This is a genomic window from Flavobacterium collinsii (assembly GCF_902804485.1).
GTDB lineage: Bacteria > Bacteroidota > Bacteroidia > Flavobacteriales > Flavobacteriaceae > Flavobacterium > Flavobacterium collinsii.
This window is the reverse complement of the sequence record NZ_CADCST010000063.1, coordinates 14,067-31,197: the sequence shown is the minus strand read 5'-3', so window position 1 is coordinate 31,197 and position 17,131 is coordinate 14,067. Positions and strand designations below refer to the sequence as shown.

The 17,131-nt window shown below is 36.7% G+C and carries 19 protein-coding genes; 3 read left to right on the top strand and 16 right to left on the bottom strand.

Annotated features, from left to right (window positions below; all coding sequences use genetic code 11):
- The 4 genes from FLA105534_RS04220 to FLA105534_RS23920 form a co-directional block, all read right to left on the bottom strand.
- Window positions 1-463, bottom strand: a 463-nt coding sequence (locus FLA105534_RS04220) for a hypothetical protein (protein ID WP_173964791.1), incomplete at its 3' end; no start/stop codon positions are given.
- Between the two features lie 689 nt (window positions 464-1,152).
- Entirely contained in the window at window positions 1,153-1,824 is a 672-nt protein-coding gene (locus FLA105534_RS04215; RefSeq protein WP_173964790.1) for a hypothetical protein, read from the bottom strand.
- The gene (locus FLA105534_RS04210; protein WP_173964789.1) at window positions 1,787-4,897 is read right to left on the bottom strand and encodes a sacsin N-terminal ATP-binding-like domain-containing protein; all 3,111 of its coding nucleotides are present in this window, start codon (window positions 4,895-4,897) and stop codon (window positions 1,787-1,789) included. Before FLA105534_RS04210 ends, FLA105534_RS04215 begins: the two co-directional genes overlap by 38 nt.
- Window positions 4,898-5,281: 384 nt before the next feature.
- Window positions 5,282-5,407 carry a hypothetical protein gene (locus FLA105534_RS23920; RefSeq protein WP_262888436.1) on the bottom strand — a complete coding sequence of 42 codons (126 nt, stop codon included), beginning with the start codon at window positions 5,405-5,407 and terminating at the stop codon, window positions 5,282-5,284.
- A gap of 526 nt (window positions 5,408-5,933) precedes the next feature.
- Between FLA105534_RS23920 and FLA105534_RS23915 the strand changes: the two genes are divergently transcribed.
- The 3 genes from FLA105534_RS23915 to FLA105534_RS04200 all read left to right on the top strand — a co-directional run bounded on the left by FLA105534_RS23915 (window position 5,934) and on the right by FLA105534_RS04200 (window position 8,232).
- Complete coding sequence (locus FLA105534_RS23915) at window positions 5,934-6,227, top strand: HipA domain-containing protein (protein ID WP_262888435.1); 294 nt, start codon at window positions 5,934-5,936, stop codon at window positions 6,225-6,227.
- Window positions 6,228-6,238: 11 nt separating this feature from the next.
- Window positions 6,239-6,577: a HipA domain-containing protein gene (locus FLA105534_RS23910; protein WP_262888434.1), complete on the top strand. Its 339-nt coding sequence runs from the start codon at window positions 6,239-6,241 to the stop codon at window positions 6,575-6,577.
- Between the two features lie 434 nt (window positions 6,578-7,011).
- Window positions 7,012-8,232, top strand: coding sequence for a site-specific integrase (locus FLA105534_RS04200; RefSeq protein ID WP_173964788.1), 1,221 nt, complete (start codon window positions 7,012-7,014; stop codon window positions 8,230-8,232).
- 130 nt (window positions 8,233-8,362) lie between these two features.
- Here the strand turns inward: FLA105534_RS04200 and FLA105534_RS04195 are convergent, their stop codons facing one another.
- Genes FLA105534_RS04195 through FLA105534_RS04140 form a run of 12 tightly spaced genes read right to left on the bottom strand, consistent with a single transcriptional unit; the run spans window position 8,363 to window position 17,122 of the window.
- The gene (locus FLA105534_RS04195) at window positions 8,363-8,653 is read right to left on the bottom strand and encodes a helix-turn-helix domain-containing protein (RefSeq protein WP_173964787.1); all 291 of its coding nucleotides are present in this window, start codon (window positions 8,651-8,653) and stop codon (window positions 8,363-8,365) included.
- Between the two features lie 40 nt (window positions 8,654-8,693).
- The gene (locus tag FLA105534_RS04190) at window positions 8,694-9,131 is read right to left on the bottom strand and encodes a hypothetical protein (RefSeq protein ID WP_173964786.1); all 438 of its coding nucleotides are present in this window, start codon (window positions 9,129-9,131) and stop codon (window positions 8,694-8,696) included.
- 15 nt (window positions 9,132-9,146) lie between these two features.
- Window positions 9,147-9,431 carry a hypothetical protein gene (locus tag FLA105534_RS04185; RefSeq protein ID WP_173964785.1) on the bottom strand — a complete coding sequence of 95 codons (285 nt, stop codon included), beginning with the start codon at window positions 9,429-9,431 and terminating at the stop codon, window positions 9,147-9,149.
- A gap of 14 nt (window positions 9,432-9,445) precedes the next feature.
- Window positions 9,446-10,501, bottom strand: coding sequence for a hypothetical protein (locus tag FLA105534_RS04180; RefSeq protein WP_173964784.1), 1,056 nt, complete (start codon window positions 10,499-10,501; stop codon window positions 9,446-9,448).
- 28 nt (window positions 10,502-10,529) lie between these two features.
- Window positions 10,530-11,333 carry a hypothetical protein gene (locus FLA105534_RS04175; RefSeq protein WP_173964783.1) on the bottom strand — a complete coding sequence of 268 codons (804 nt, stop codon included), beginning with the start codon at window positions 11,331-11,333 and terminating at the stop codon, window positions 10,530-10,532.
- Window positions 11,334-11,362: 29 nt separating this feature from the next.
- Window positions 11,363-12,208 (bottom strand): conjugative transposon protein TraN, encoded by an 846-nt coding sequence (traN, locus tag FLA105534_RS04170; RefSeq protein ID WP_173964782.1) that lies wholly within the window; start codon window positions 12,206-12,208, stop codon window positions 11,363-11,365.
- Between the two features lie 19 nt (window positions 12,209-12,227).
- Window positions 12,228-13,502 (bottom strand): conjugative transposon protein TraM, encoded by a 1,275-nt coding sequence (gene traM, locus FLA105534_RS04165; protein WP_173964781.1) that lies wholly within the window; start codon window positions 13,500-13,502, stop codon window positions 12,228-12,230.
- A 4-nt stretch (window positions 13,503-13,506) separates the two neighbouring features.
- On the bottom strand, window positions 13,507-14,001 hold the full coding sequence (locus FLA105534_RS04160) for a hypothetical protein (RefSeq protein WP_173964780.1): 495 nt from the start codon (window positions 13,999-14,001) through the stop codon (window positions 13,507-13,509).
- Window positions 14,002-14,014: 13 nt separating this feature from the next.
- Window positions 14,015-14,635, bottom strand: coding sequence for a conjugative transposon protein TraK (gene traK / locus FLA105534_RS04155; RefSeq protein WP_173964779.1), 621 nt, complete (start codon window positions 14,633-14,635; stop codon window positions 14,015-14,017).
- 21 nt (window positions 14,636-14,656) lie between these two features.
- The gene (gene traJ / locus FLA105534_RS04150; RefSeq protein ID WP_262888433.1) at window positions 14,657-15,817 is read right to left on the bottom strand and encodes a conjugative transposon protein TraJ; all 1,161 of its coding nucleotides are present in this window, start codon (window positions 15,815-15,817) and stop codon (window positions 14,657-14,659) included.
- A 45-nt stretch (window positions 15,818-15,862) separates the two neighbouring features.
- Window positions 15,863-16,498 (bottom strand): TerB family tellurite resistance protein, encoded by a 636-nt coding sequence (locus FLA105534_RS04145; protein ID WP_173964777.1) that lies wholly within the window; start codon window positions 16,496-16,498, stop codon window positions 15,863-15,865.
- 6 nt (window positions 16,499-16,504) lie between these two features.
- Complete coding sequence (locus tag FLA105534_RS04140; RefSeq protein ID WP_173964776.1) at window positions 16,505-17,122, bottom strand: hypothetical protein; 618 nt, start codon at window positions 17,120-17,122, stop codon at window positions 16,505-16,507.
- Window positions 17,123-17,131 lie beyond the last annotated feature (9 nt).

Here is a 17,131-nt window from a genome sequence, read left to right as displayed (position 1 = left end):
TAAATATAACCAGAACTATTATTTTAAACAAGAAATATCTCGTTAAATAAAATAGATAAAGCAAAAAAAGTCGGAAGATTTTTCTTCCGACCACTCTTAATGTAATCCCCTCTTTTATAAACCTGTCATAAAAGATAGGCTCTACATCCGAAACTCTGTAAGCAGCTACTGAATAACCTTTACTTGGGAAACTTTTATGCCTTTTTACTTGAGATACACCATCTTCATATAGTTGAAAATAATCCCCCCTGACTGCCAATAAAGCAGTTTCCTCACAATTATCAGGCGAACCGCCGTCACTTCGATGACATATTAAAGCAGTATCATCATTGAAAACAATTTCTGCTTTATCTTTTGGTCGAATTTCCGTGTAAGTTTCACCAATTCCTTGTGTCCAATCAATTGTCAGATTTATAAATTTTTCTGTCATATTTTCAAAAACTACGTAATTTTCAGTCTCCATAAGAATTATTTTAATTATAAATTGATAAAACTTTCGCATTCAATACTTTTTACCCATAAGTAATCATATGTGCAGACTATTTGATGGCAATTGTACTTTGGAACAAGTTTTGGTTTTTCTTTAAAACTCTTTTATTTGGTTTTCTCCCAAAATAAGTGTCCCAAGGCAAATTCAATTTGTAGTTTTTATACTTTTAATTTATTAATAAAAATTACAACTTTCAATTCCTCAAAAAAAATAAACCCGATTAAACACATTTAATAACGACTAATTATCATATAATTAATATTTTAAAACAGACTATCACATTATTAAACTTATAAATTTCAATCAATAATCTCTACTGCTTTATTTGCAATTTTCTACAAAATTTAATTAACAGTGATAATTTTGTTGTTGACAGTGATGTCCATCAGCTTTCTAGTATTTTTAGGAACTAGAAATTCTACAAAATAATGTTTCAAGAATGCATAGGTGATTTTTTTTACTTCTCCATATCCGTTAAAGCTCAACCTCACTAAAATTTCCATTTACTTTTTTAGTGGAATATTTTTTTGTACTTTGTAATCATACGGACAAGCAGATTTTTTGAAAAAGTTGACCTGTTAGTTGCTCGATAAAACTAAAAAAAATAAGGTTGTAGTATTTACTATGGGTTGCGCTGTTTATGCGGAGGAGCCGCATTGCGTCTACTTTCGCAATCCGATATATCTGTTTCCTTCACATCCAAAGCATATCCCATCCAAATGGTAATAATATTTATTGAGGTAGCCGCTCCCATTGCATTTGGGGCATTTGACCACATTAAGCTCCAGCTGCCTTTTTTCATCTTCATAAACCGGAATTAAAGAGCTGTTATGAACATCCTGATGACAGCTTTGGCAAAGAGTGACTAACGCATCATCAGGATATTCCCAAGCATGCCTACCATAGACGTAATATTTATGGTGCACATGCAGTACTATATGCTTGTCGGTCGCATTCAGAGGTATGCTCAGATTATCTAGAAACTTTTTCTCCATCGGAATAATAAGCGATTTGAAAAACTCATCCATTGAACTTATTAGATCTTTATAGGTTTCCCTCATCCCAGTGGCATAAGCCTCCGCCTCCTGTTCCGTTTTTTTTCTGTACGGCCGCCGATCGATCATCTCAGTAGGCAGAGCGCCACATCCAGTGCAGGCCCCCTCATCGCGCTCGACAATCTGGGTGCGCTTATTCTGCCATTCAAGGGACGTCAGTTCGTCCTTGTAGACAACCGGCTCACCGCTATCGAGTTTTGCGGCGGCAATCTCGCTGAAAGGTCTGTATTCCATTTTTGAATTATTCTTTTGTAATTTCTTTGGATGGGCCATTTTCATAGGTTAGGACATTCCTCAGCTCATTTTTGAATTTCGAAAAATCTATTCCCTTATTCCTGATTCTGCTTTGGGGGATGTGCCCCCTAAACTCTATGAGCTTGGCATTGTCCGCAGTGACCTCAAATACTCTGTTCTGTTTTATGAGCTGATCGAAATCCTCGCTGAGATCCGTATTGATATAGATATCGCTGCTCAGATCCTCAAAAGTTACATCATCTTCAACTGTCCCGTTGGCTGATTTGTAGTCTGCGACATTGACTGTAATGACGGCATACGCTCCTTTGTTCTGCGCGCATTTTTCAGTCTGCCTTTTGCTTAATGCGACAATTCCTTCTACATCCCATCTGGATTTTACCTCTATAAAATAAACGGGGGTGCCTGCCTTATAGATTATGAAATCCTGTCCGTTCTGCTCCTCGGCAGTCTTTAAGTTATCATCCTGCGCCGATGGTACCAGTTCGATGATTTCTTTTACAGAGATGCGGATTTCCTTTTCGATGATATCCTGGATTTTTAGGCCTATTTTTTTGATGTGTTCCAAATGGCTCCTTTTTCTTCCTTCCTCTTTCAGCTTTTCTTCTCCTGCTTGAATCAGGGCACTGAGATTTTCAATTTTGGCCAGCTTCCCAAGGATGTTGATCTTCTCAGGCTTGACGGACAATATGCTGAACAGACTTAGCCTTGTGTTCTCATCCTGGAACTTGTGCATCATTATCTCTTCTTTGACCCTGTTGATATTGGGAAGCCAATGCCCCCAAGTAGACGGTTTTTCTGAAATTCTCTCGATAAGGCTTATCACAATGTCAATTGTGTTATTGTCAATGGGGATGAAACTCTTCTCCTCATTCAGCAGCATCTCGATCTTTCCCCCAAACTCTGAACCGCTGGCTGCGCCGCCATGCTGAAGAAACCCCTCAAAGCCTTCATATGCGATCTCTGATCTTATCTCGGCTCCACTGAGCGAATTGTAGACATCCTTGAACTTCTCGTCTCTTACATCATCCTTTTTCAATTGCGCTTGGGATTTCAATACAAGCATCTGGTCGGGAATACATTCCAATTTGTGAAGCATTTCCTCTTTGAGATTTGTGTTTTTATACATTATGGCAATGATTTCCTTCAGCCCGTCGATATTCTCTCTGATTCCGACGGTCTTTATGATCTGCACATATAGGTTGGCTAGAAGCTTTATGGCTGGCTGGTAATTGGTATCGACGGTCGGATCCGCCAATTCTGCCAGACTGGGTTCCAATTTGAACGCCTTTGCATAAAAATCGGCAATATCAATATTTAGGGCAGTCTTCTTGTTCAAGCCGACAAAATGCACCAGCCACGGAATCAGCTTACCTGCTCTGACATCCCAAAAGAATTCAGATGTATCCCCTTTGGCAATCCTGTCCGCAGCCTCACCGCAGAACTTGCTGAAGTCCTCTTTGAACCTCTCACGTCCATAAAAGGGTAAATTATCCAAAAATTCAAAATCTTCATGGACATATTTTTCGCTAATTGTGGCATTTACATGAAATGCGACCTGAATCAGCTCCTCTTCTTTCTTCTCCCATTTCACCAGACTCTCAAAGATCATGAATTCTCCGTAAAGATTCGGAATTAGGGCAAGACTGTTCAGAAGAGATATCTCCGAGGATATCTCCGATATGAATTTGCGGTATGCCTCTTTGTTTTCAATATAAAAATAATCACCTCCACTTTCCTCAGCAATGATTTTTCCTAGATCGGCAAGGGTCAGCATGGCAAAACTTTCTTCAGCCATGGTATTCCAGTTGTTTGCCATAGCGCTCAGATCGCAGTAGACATCAAAATCAGGGAGGCTGCGGAACTCGCCTAGCAGCATGTAGGCGGACTCTATAACCTTTCTGTCCAAATGGAGCACCGAGCTGTCAAAGAATTCAAGCCCATCGATAGAAACTTTTCCGCTTTTCAGATCTATTCTCTCAAGGCCCCTGATCTGGGTGATATAATCGCTCTTAATATTCGTGACAGCAAGTGAATCCCTGTGCGAAAACTCAACTTTTGCGGCATCAAGAAATGACGCAGACTCGTCGTTCTTCACTTTGCTCAGCACCATATCAAATGCCTCTCTGACAAGCGATTCATTTTTTATGACATCTGATGCCAATTCCAGATTCAGTTCATCCGCATGGAGATAGTCCCGCTCTTTGTTTGGTCTGAAATCGCTGGCATGGATTATGAAATTATGTCCCGCATGGACAGTTTCGGCCAAAGGATAAAACAAAAACTGCTTAGGAATGACATCCAGCGGCCTGCATTCTGCTCCCATTATAATCCTCACTGTGCGATCTGCATTGTGCAGCACTGGAATTTTCGCCGGCGATCCGTCTATGGAAATTTCCATGAAGCCTTCGCCTGCTGCCTTGCGTTCGTAATGTTTTTCCTCCGTACCTCTGATCAGGGTCACTTTCTGCAGCTTGTCATTAAAGCAAAAAATATAAGGAAGCATTGATTCTGCGTACTCTAGCATCGAATCGATCCCTTTGAAGTTTTCCTCACCAGCCATGTATTCAAAAGACGTATAGGGAAGGTATTGCTGCTGGGAGGCGCCGAAATCATCACACAGCCTTTCGATGAAGCCGTCCTGCTCCAGAAGCTTGTCTGTAAGTAAGTCAAGATTTTCGGCATCCCTGTCCAGCATGAAATCATCCAATGTCCTATAGCTTCCGTCATCGGTGCGGATAGAGCAGTTCACTATGATTTTTTTTCCATAGACATGGGTGCTGATGAATCCCGTGCCGTATTGCCCGAGCTTGTCTTCATTGCTGCCGTAGGTCTTCCCGACGCTAAACTGCTTAATCAGCCCTCCAAATTCATCATCTATGAAAGGCCTCCCGTTATGCTTGAACAGCAGCCCCTTGTCCGTCTTTGCTAACAGCAGTTCACCATTTTGCTGAACAGTGTCCAGAGCATTCTGAAACAGTTCCCAAACCGCTCTTTTTTGTGCGTATTCGCTATTCAGTTCTCGAATTCCAGTGAAAATTTTGTTTGCAAAAGATTCAAAGTGCGAGCGTTTCTGTTTATCTCTGTATGATGCACACATATAATTATTATTCTTTTAGGTTCAGGATGCTGGCACTGCTGCCTCTGGCTAGATCAGACCGACATCTATAACAAACCTAGTGCATTATTTGCATTTTATCTTACAGCTTTCCGTAAATTATTTCTTTGGAGCTGAAACATTTCCTCTCTCTGGGCCCAGATGCTCGCATTCGGCCTTGCCGATAATCCATAACAACTTTTTCAAAGGAAAATATGCATACCGTTTTCATTCGAAATGGGTTAAAAAGGACAGCCAAGATAGTGTGCTCCGGATGCTGTAGCCGTATAACAGCTCCGCTTCACTTACCCTCCGTTGGGACTTATAGTATTCCCCATCCTATAGTAACGCACTTGATTCTTGCTTTCTTTTTTTCCGTTTTTTCTTTTATGGAGTGGTAACCTCTTCTGTTCTCTGCGAAAAAAGTATATCTAATTCTGCATCTGTCTTCTTATTAATCGATTCAAGACTTAATCCAAGTACTTCAAATAAAGAAATATATTTCTTTACCATATTTCTGGAAAGGAATAAAAACTTGCTAATAAATAATTTGCTCTTACCGCTACTGTAATTTAATTACTTTTCTAATTTTATTCATGTCTATTGTATTATTTGCCATAGTCTGTAGTTTTTTAAAGATCCATGGTTAAACAACATAAAAAAAAGTAGTTTTTTGATGGTCACTTTGAATTGAAATTAGGTAGTCAGTTTGTTCCGAATCGGGTCGTCAATTTAGACTGAAAATATATGTTCAATTTGACCGCTTTTTCCATGTAAAACTATCCAATTACTGCTTTTTTGAGCATCGCCTAAGCCCTTTGCGGTAAAATGGGAAAAATGGCTTTTTTATTTTTTTTAAAGATTGGCTTTACCTTAAATCATTTAAAATTACACTGTAACAAATTTTATATCATAATGCATATAATTAGTAATAATCTCTTCAATTTATATGCAAAAACATATATTTTTAAATGTTTTTATATTTAAATACATATAATTATTATTTTTCCACTAATTTTATATTCAACTATACAGACAGATGCCTAAAAATGAACATCTTTCGATGAAACTGGCTGAACTTTACAAAATAGATACTTTGCCATCAAATATGGTACGGCTCATCACAGGGGAATTATGCTATATTACAAAACGTATTGACCGTAAAGGAGATGGAACGAAGATTCATATGATCGATTTTTTACAGATTTTAGAACTGGGGGATAAATACAAAGGGGCGATGGAAACAATTGGACACAGGATTGGAGAATTATCCGCAAACCCATTACTTGCCAAAGTTAGATTTTCGAACTGGCCTTATTTAATTTTATCATAGGGAACAATGATATGCATCTGAAAAATTTTTCAATGTGGCTAACAAAATTCGGATGGATTTTATCTCCTACCTATGATTTATTGAACGTTAGAATAATTCTTCCAAAAGATGACGAAGATACGGCCTTGCTGTTTGGAGGAAAAAAGAAAAATTTTAACAAATTATACTTTGACAGGTTCGGCAGTACTTTAAATCTGAATCCTAAACAGATAAATATCACATACCGGAACTTAAATAGTTGGCTTCCAAAAGCCATTGAGCTTATTGGCATTTCTTTTTTGGAGCAAGATTTAAAATCGCAATATCAGGAATTGATAACAAAACGCACAAAATTATTTGTCGGACTTTAAGAATCACATCTTATTTTTCGAAATTCTCCAGCCATTTCTCGATTTTTTTTCCTACATTTACAGGTTTTAATAAACCCAAGAATTTTAAAGGTGCCCTACTTTTTTTGACATAACATAACACTCAGTGTTTAATGGTGCTTACGATACAGGTGGCGGAGCCTCTTTCTCCGCCAGATGAAGTTTCAAAAGAAACTTTAAAAGTCAAAAGCCTTTAAATACTAGTATTTAAAGGCTTTTTTTGTTTTTTGGAACTTCTCAAAAAGCACATATATTATCAAAGCACGGTGACCCTATGAGTGACCCTATTTTTTTTTCGAAAAAAAAGCGAAAAAAGGGTCACTAAAAAAAGTGAATTGCCCGGGAATTCCCTAAAAACACTACAAACTTTCAGCGATTTTAAATCAATTTGATTATTAATTTAAAAATTCTGAGTTATGTTAAAAGTGATTTTTTATCTCAAAGCAGGTAAATTCAACAAAAGTGGAGAATCTCCAATTTACGCCCGCATCTCATACAAGAAGCAATCCATAACGATGGCGGCGGGTAAATCAATCTTAAAGGAGAGATGGCAATTTACCGACAATCTAAGAAGTGTACTTAAACTTGAAAAAGAAAAGGTAATTAAAAATACCTTGGATCTTTTTCTTTTGGGCATGGAGAAGAAGTTCAATGAACTCCTTAAAATCGATCAGGATTTTTCTTTACAATTACTCAAAGATGAGTTTAAAGGAGAAACAACCGTAAAAGAAGATTATGTAAGCCTAATCGAAATTATGAATAGGCATAATGAGTTCTTTAAAAGAAAGATCGATGCCGGTGAACGATCTAAAGCTTCGTTCCAGAAATATGAACGTGCAAAAGATTTGCTTATCACATTTATGACAAAGCAGTACGGAATACAAGATATTTCTTTGCTTGATGTGAATAGTGCCTATGTTTACAATCTAGAATTATTTCTTAAATATGATAGCTGTTTTAAAGGCAAAACAGGCATTCAAAACAATTCGGTAGTCAAATATATACGAATGTATAAGACAGCTTGTAAATACAGCGTCAGAATGGGTCTAATAGATAAAGATCCATTTAGTGTTTATGATGGGAAACAGCATGTAACCGATGCTATATTTCTTACTCAGGAAGAATTAGGTCTAATTGAAGGTAAGAAATTTTCAGTGAAACGTTTGGAACGGGTAAAAGATGTTTTCCTCTTTAGCTGTTATACTGGTTATGCACCTGTAGATGCGGCTAATCTTACCTCAAATAATATATCGACAGATGGTAAGGGTAATCTTTGGATTATAACCAATAGAGCAAAAACAACAATTCGAGCAAATGTTCCTATCCTTCCTCCTACTCAGGCTATAATTAACAAATACAAGAACATGCAAATTGGATTGATCCCACAAATCTCTAATCAAAAAATGAATGCTTATCTTAAAGAAATTGCAGACTTATGTGGTATTGATAAACATCTTACATGGTATGTAGCAAGGCACACATTTGCTACAACGGTAACTTTAGGAAACGGGGTTCGTATAGAGAATGTATCTGCTATGATGGGGCATACTAACATTAAACAGACACAGCATTATGCTAAAGTATTGGATATAAATATCATGGAGGATATGTCAAAATTAAAACAAAAGTATACTTGAACCATTAGCGAACGTAGATACTCGCTGATTTTTTTAATCAAAAAAAGCAAAAGGATTCGTAATTGAATCCTTTTGCTTTTTTACTGAATTAGTATTTTGTTTCGTTTATAACTGTAAAAATCAATAATACTTACGGCTCGTTTTCACTAAGTATTTTTTCTATTTTGTTTGATTCATACAAGTAAATATCTCCTAATTTAGTGTAAGGTAGTATACCTGTTTGACGGTATTTTACGATTGTATTATTTGATAGCCCAAATATTTTCTTTAGATCTTCATTTCTGTAATATCGTAAACTGTCTTTTGTATTATTCCCTTTTATCTTAGAGTCTATTTTTTCTAGTCTTACATATACAGGATCCAGCAATTGTTTGATTGCTGCTAAATATGAAATTTTTGTTTTATTACCTTCTTTAGACATAATCGTTAATTTTTAGTATTGTATTTTTAAATGATACAGTTTACCAGCCAATTATTTTATCTCTTCGTTTTTCAAGGGTGTCAATAATACGCTCCAGAAATTTTATCTGCTTGTCCTTATACGTAAATCCTTTTGACTCAGAAAACTGCTTACTTATTGTGTCTATAGTCGTTTGAAATCCGGAATCTCCTTTATAAGTGAAATTTTCTTCTACAAAAAGCTGAATTTTACTTCTATTGCACTTTTGATCGTGGCAATCAAAGAAGAAAATTTTCTCATCCATAAGAATATAAAAAAGTTGTGCCAAATCACTCTTATTGAAACAAGTACTGCATTTCTCTTTGGATAAATGATACAGGGGTACACCTCTTCTTTTCAGATTAGTTTTATTATCTTCTAAAAAACTTTCTATTGCTTCAATCTTCTCATACAATTTTACAACTGCATCGGGAAGTTCTTCAAAAGTGAACTTTTTCATAGTATAATTTTCTATTTAAGAATTGAAATAAATCGTGCTTCTCTGATTTCTATTACGTTTGGGCAGATAACTAATGTAGCCGTACTCGTTTAGTTCACGCATACATTTATGATAAGTTACAGGTCCGGTTATCTTAGCTATTTTCATAATTTCATATCTGTAGACTTCGATAGGATTAACAAAACCTTTTTCTGTTCTAAATTGAAGCAATGCAGCATATATACCAATATGCGTGATACTGATACGGTAATCTTTTTCAATTGCCTTAAAGAAATCAGATAAAGGTTGTAGTGTTTTCATTGTTTCTTAATTTATCAACTTATATGCATACCATTTCGTTTAGAATGGCTCTCCTGCTGGCTTTCATTGTTTTTTTGTACTTGTTTTACGGTTTCCATTGTTTTATCACTCAATGCCGTAGTAAGGGTTATTTTTCTGGAGTGTTCATCATAAATGTTTACAGATTTAAACTGAGGATTGGCTTCGATATAAAATCGATGTTCATTTCCGTTTTTAATTAAGGTTATCGGTTGTCTATTTCCTTGTTTTAAGGCATCCTTTAATTTATCGGCTTCTGTTTTATTTGATAATTCCTTTAAAGGAAGTTGCCGTACTGCTTTTTCAAGATCATAGCCATAATTAGAATTGAATTCTTTAATGCGGTGATTGCCTGTCGCGTCTTTGTCATTAAGATTCAATTGAATCCAGGATTTTTCCTTTTGAACTGCGCGTCCTGCTAACAAATTATACGCCTGTGTTGTATCAATAGAATTCCCTTCCTGTACTTTGAAGTACTGACTTCTGTCTTCATCTTGTTTGGATTCATTTTGCAAAGTTGTTTTATAACCCTCAAATTGATATTGTCCGCTTTGATCTTTAGAAAAAGATAACTCATGATTCAGTCGTTCTTTTTCGTTGACGTAATAGGAAACCGGAATAGTAAATTGCTCGTGACCTTGTTTGATTTGCTGATCAATCTTGCCTGACAGATCTCTAAAACCAATACGCTGCACTTGCTCGTGCAGCGATTGATTGTTCTTTTCTTCCTCTTTTGCATCTTTACGAACTGCAATTTGACCTATAAGTGGTGCAACGATAAGTTTACGAAGCAGACGAACTAATACATTAGGATAAAGCTGTTTTAATATTTTACTCTTTTCTTGTTTGAGCATTTGCAAAGCGAAGCGTTCCTCTATATTTTTAGTGCCCTTATACTTTGTTCCAATTCGTTCGTAGTGGTGCAGCTTTTCTTTAAGTAGTGATCTATTATTGGAAAGACTAAAATTAAACAGTTTACTAAAACGCTCTTCCCTGGAGTGCCACTGTTTTAATTCCATCTCTACTCTGCTAACGGGAAGTTGTTCGTTCATAATTCATCATTTATTTACTGCGTTTTCACTACATAGAACTCGATTGACTTTTCCTTTTTCTCTTAGCTTCCTTTGGCACTTCTGGACCTTCATCATCGGCAGTTTGGTTTTGCTTTTTGCTGCCTTGCTTTTCAGAAGCTTGCTGGACTTCGGATTGCTGTTCTTTTTTAGACTGACGGTTATCAATGCGCTGTAAATTGCTGTCATAGACATTGATTGTCTTGAATTGTGGACTGGCTTCGATGTGCTGTTTAACTTCAATGCCCTCTTTCAGAAAATTAGCAGATTGCAGGTTTCCCTTTTTCAAAGAATTTATTAAATCTTCTTTACGTTTTGGATCTTCCAGTTCTTTAATCGGATGTTTGGATAGTGTTGCTTCTAAATCATAACCGTAATTCTCATGGTAATGGTTTATCTTAAAGTTTCCATTGGTTTCAGATTGTTTAAAGTCCATTTGAAGCCAAGAATTGTATTTTTCTCCTTCTTTATTAGTAAGATCTTTATTTACGGATCTTCCTTCCATAAGATTGTAAGCTTCTTTCATGGTTATGTTGCTGCCTTTATTGATGTAAAAGGTTTGCTCTAAAGCTTCTTTGGAATTCTCTTTTTGCAATTCCACTTTATAAGAATTAAAGAAGTAAATATCGCTTTGATCGGATTTTTTAAAATTCAATGTTGCTGTAGTGGTATCATTACCATATTTTGCATTATGGGTTAGAGTAAAATTAGGCTCTTCCTTCTGCATTTTTTCTTTTAATTCAGATTCCAGTGTTTCGCCAAATCCGGTGTACTTAACCTGTTCTTTTAAGTATTCAAAATTTTTCTCGTTCATGATTTCATTTTTTTAAATGATTAAATGTTTTATAGTTTAGGAAGTACAGTAACCTGTACCAGCTTTGTATTCTTTACATGCAGTTCTACATGTCGGCCGCCATTTTTCTCCATGAGTTGTAGCGCTAAGTGTTTTTTTTCTGGAATTGTAAACTTCGGAAGCGCAAACACAAAGGTATTTTCTGCTTCGCCATCAATTTTAACTACATTATTCAAGATATAAATTGGGGTAATTTCGATTTCCTGTGAAGCGGTACGTTTTACTTTTTTAGTGTCGCGAATAAAAAAACGAAGCTGGTCAATATCGTAATTGATTTTAGAATTATTCGTTACGTTAATCCTGTAATACATAACGTTGTCATAAATGAAAATTCCGTTGAGACTAAAATCAATATCGTATTTACTTTCTTTTTCACCTCGAAGTTTTTTCTTATCGTAAAAAGCCAATTCGGAATATTCCTGAACATCTTGATTGTTTATACTTTCATCGGAGAAATAAATTTCCTGCCCGTGCGGCTTTGTTTTGTTCAGGGTGAGATTCAATTGTGGGCACTCTTCGTTATAATTCAATACGAAAGAATAGAGTTTACAATCGGCAGTCACAACTGTAAGATTGGTCTGGAAAAATCCTTTTTGGGCTGCTTTGATTTGAAGTATATTTTCCAGCCCTTTTGCTTTTTGGACCAGTATATCAGGACTTCCTTTGTCTACACTTTTAATTGCAAAAGGAAATACAATATTAGTTGTTTTAGAGTACGCTATCAGTAAAGAATCGGACTCAATTTTAGAAAGGTTGTTTTTACTTGTTTGCTGTGCAAATACACTGATGGTCATCAATAATAAATACCCCATCATCAATAGATTGAAATTTTTCATCTGTATTGTTCTTTAGTTTTTAATTGGAATCTTTTTGTTTTTCATCACGAAGCAGTACTTGATAACCTGCCTTTACAATCACTTTGACCATCTTTACTTTTTTACTCAACAGGCTTTTAGCAGCTTCAATTCCGGCTCCTGCTGCCTGAGCACCCCAAGAATCGTCCAATGATGCAACTCCTAAAGTCTGCATGGAGCGATCAGCAGATGCTTTGGCTACATCTCGGTTAATGGCTCCCGGAATATAAATTCCGATCAGTCCATCCATATCATATACCGACAAATCCACTGGGAATAATGAGTTGTTATACCTAATGCTGCTTATCTTGATAGTCAATCTTTCTCCTTTTAAGGATGCTGTTCCAAATAAGAAATTGTCTTTTGGAATTTTGATTCCACTTACAAAAATGTCGTTCATGAGTCGGAACTTCACTGTTGCTCCATTTACAATAGTTTGTGTTTCGTGGACGATTGCTTCGACAGCATTTTGCGAATAGTCATTAATTGTAGGTTCATCCAGAGTATAAAATCTATTCAGTCCAGACTCGGTAGTATTTACTGGTTTGTTTTGCAAAGACGAAACAGGGTCTTCTTGTCCTCTGGTGGAAATGGAGAATACCTGACCACGCTGAGCCTGGGAAGCTTTTCTTAATTTTTCCTGTATTCTGTCGGGATGCTGGATATCCAGTATATTTTCTAACATTCCTCCTAGTTGTTGCAATTCAGGATCTTGACTTTCCTGTCCATTCATGGACTGCATCATTTTTTCCAGTCGGTCTACATCATCGGAATGTATGGAGGACTCATTTGATTTGGTGTATTTATTATAATCCTTGTTTTGCTGTGGAACAGCCGCCGGCGCATTGATTACTTTTTGCAATGCTTCCAATTTTTGATGCACTTTTTCTTCGTTTGGATCACGATAAACGGACTTATTTAAACCAGTTTGTCCTTTTTTATAGGTAACAGCACTACTGTCCTGGGTTGAATCAATCTGAAAGGACTGGCTCAAATAATTGGGATCTTTTTTGATGAGTTCATTTAGCTTTGCAGAATCAAGAGCGGCCATATCGTAGTAATTCATCTTATCGAGCAGAATTCCTTCTTTAAGATTTGCATTGGGCAGTTTGATATTAAAACCTTTTTGCTCTTGCGTTGTTGGATTAGCCGCATTCATTTTCCCTCCACCCAATGCCCAAAATATGGCAGTTATAAATGGCAAAGCCAATATGGGCAATACCATAAGCATCTTGCGCTGCTTTAGGATTTTTAATGATTTTGTGTTTTGTTCCATGATATTAGTTTTTAAAATGTGAGTAATAATAATTTTCTAAGACTGTAAGGCTATCCATAAGTCCGGGACGGTATTGTACAATACTATCATGAACTTTTTTACCTGTTGGACTGCGACTCAGACTATCCATATATTTTCTAAATCGGGTAATTTTTTCAAATTCTGTTTTACTGATAATTGTATGGAGCTCGATGTCTTTTTCTTTTAAGGGAATCGAATTGGTTGGTTTAGTAATTGGAATTACAGTTATATTTTTAGTTTTATTACCTGAAAAGCTATTCACGATCAGATAAATACTGCATCCACCGGTAAACACTATAAAAGTGAATAGAATAACAATCCAATTAAGGCGTGAAAAATGAGCCGTTTTGCGCTCCAGCCAATTGGCGCACTTATGCTGTAGTCGGAGATTTGCCTGTTCAAATCTTTGCCATAGACTATTTTTAATAGCTGTAACAACGTCACTCTTTTTGCTGTTTCTTTTAAAAATGAATTTCATGATGTCAGGTTTATTATTTTCGGTTTTCGGTACTTAAATCCCGATTCTCAATGGTATTCCATCTTTCGATTAAAAAACCATGCGGATTGTTGTCGCTTCGTGATACATTACGAAGGCTGCCTTCTGTTATCAGGTTTCGATGGGCAATGCTGGTTGTTCTGATGATATTCTGAGTAGCATAACATCTAAATCCATAGGGATAGGCATTGATGTCAATGGTTATGCTGTCAATCTTTATCGTCTGGCTAACGTTCCCCGATATAATACCGGAGTAATAACCATTTTCTTTTAGATCATCATAAACTCGTTTGGCGCTGTCATCGGCAAGATAAAGTGCCTTGGTAACATTACTTTTAATGACTTTATCATCAGGATCAAGAGTGAAGAAGAATTGGTGAAACGTTTTTACATGGTCTCTGGCTTCAATTGGTATATTGTCTTTTCGATCTGACGCATAGGCTTCCAGTGCTTTTCCATTAGCCAGTATGTAAACTTTATTCTGCATCTGTGACACCAGCGAAAAACTCTTGTAAAGAGAAAAGCAACTAATTATAATAGAGCCTGTAATGACCAGCATGGTAAAGCCCCGAACATGTCGAAAGGCGGTGTCAATATTTTTCATTTTGCTAAACATGATACTTCTTTTTAGAGGTTATTAATTGCCTTTTAGTTTATTCCCCATATAATTGTCCTTATCCTTAAAATAAGGAGCTGACTTGCCTGATTCCGACATACTTTGGTACATTCGCCCAGCGGCATTGCCCATCGCATCTGCTGCCATACCAACTCCTTGGGAAGTTGTGCTCATCACTGAGTTTGTGGAGTTGCTGAATATACTGGTTGCTTTTTGCGCTAGTGCGCCACCACCTCCGGCATGAACAATATAATTAGCCACAGAGGGAACGGTAAAATAACCCACAATCCCAATTATCATAAAAACCAAATACGCAATATCGGTGCTGCTAAAGAAAGTTTCTCCGTGTTGATCCAATTGTCCCAGGTCAATTTTCAACATATTCTCTTGGATTTTGCCGATGATACTTCCAAATATATTAGCTACAGGAAGCCATAAATAGATATTGATGTAACGAGCCAGCCAGACGGTGAGCGTGTGCTGAAAACCATCGAAAACCGATATACCAAAAACAAGCGGTCCTAAAATGGAAAGTACTACTAATTGAAAAGTCCGCAGTGTATCGATGCAAAGTGCAGAAGCTTCAAATAATACACGCAGTACTTGGCTCATCCATTCTTTTATTGAATTACGAAAATTATAAGAGGCTTTACTCATGGCAAACTTGACATCGTTTCCAATACCCTGAAGCATTCCCTGGTCACTCGGATCTGCATCATCATGGGTATAGCGGTACCATTTATCCTGATCGCCGCTGCCTGTTGAACCCACATACATTTTCCATGGATCAGTATCTTTTAATGCTTTTTCTTTTTCTTTTAGCAGTCGTTCAATCGCTTTATTAGAGCCTTCGACCATGGCAGCAGTGGCTGTAACAGTAGATTTCATAATACCATTAATCATATACAATACCGAAGGGAAAATCATGATGCAAAACCCAATAACAAAGGGACGAAAGAGCGGATAGAAGTCTATGGGTTCTGCACTGGCAATATGCCTCCAAACTCTTGAGGCGATATACCAGATAGCTGCAAAACCGGCGAGACCTTGTCCAACTCCGATGAGATTACTGCATAAAGGCATCATCTCATCATACAATTGTTCCAGTACACTGTGCAGACTGTTCATGTCGTCTGCTATTGCTTGAGCCTGACTCATAAAAGGGAATAAAAACCCGAGCATAACAAGTATTGTCTGCTTGTTTTTCTTTTTCATAGGACTGGATATTTAATTGTTTAATTTGTAAATGCTGCGCATTGACTGGGTATCTTTCTGCTCTTTTGCTCGCTGCAAAGCCAGTACGGCAGTATTGTTGTTGAAGGTTCGCAGGAATAAAAGCTTGTCCTGCATATCGGCATATATTTTATCAATAGCCGCTAGCCTTTCATCATCTGACATTCGCATTTTATTAGCGGTAATGACTGAGGTCAGTTCATCAAGATTTCTAAGACTTTGCTTAAAAAGATTATTATACACTCTTTCGAGATAGGCAATTTCTTCAGGGTTGAAATTTTTACTGTCTCTAAAGCGACCAAAGGCGGATTTGTATTCCTTGATCAATTGCACCTGATAATTAATAATATCTCCAATGCGCCTGTAGTTACGTACCGTTGGACTTACTTGCATCAGCGCATCAAGAAATGTTTCATGAAGGCTGAAATTTCCTTTAGACAAATCTTTTACTGTATTGTAACCTCCGCTGAGCATTTCGTAGCCCTTTTTCATATCCTTTAGAATCTGTTTGAATTGAGCTAATTTCTCTATGTTCAAAATCAATTGCTGGATCTCTTGTTTTTGGGCTACTGCTCTGGAAGGAAATAGCAATCCGATGCATACAATTCCTATAATGAGTAATTTTTTCATGGTATATCAGTTTATGCCACTGAGGACACGGCTGGTTTTTGCTTCTTTTAACTCGGCTGCTTTTGATGCAGCCATGATTTTAGTTTGATTACCAAACCTTTCAGAGAAACTGTAGTTGTCAAGCATATTCTGGTAGATGGTATCAATGCGTTTCATTCGCTCGTCATCTTTCATTTCGAGTTGTCCGTCCGTAATCATGGTTAGCAGTTCATCCAGATTGTTATCACAATTTTCAATTAATCGTTCAAAGACTCTTTTGATATAGTCTACTTCATCTCCGTGGAATAAATCATCCTGCCGGATTTGCTCATACAAGCCCTTGTAGTTTTTTATGATTTTTATCTGAAGCGCTATAATTTCTGTTACCCTTGCATATTTTTTTATTTTCGGATTCACTGCTTTTAGCGAACTCAAATAATTAGTGTGAAGATTGAATTCTCCTCGTTTAAAATCGTTTATAGTTCTCAGTCCTTTTTTGGCTACGGAATACCCTTTTTGAGCATATCCGATATAGACTTGCAGGGCTGCTATTTGCTGTAAAAGCATCCTCTGTTGTTTTGCCTGTGCCTGAAGATTTTCTGCGGTGAGTGCAGTAAAAAGCACTACTAAAAATATCTTTTTCATGATTCTTTA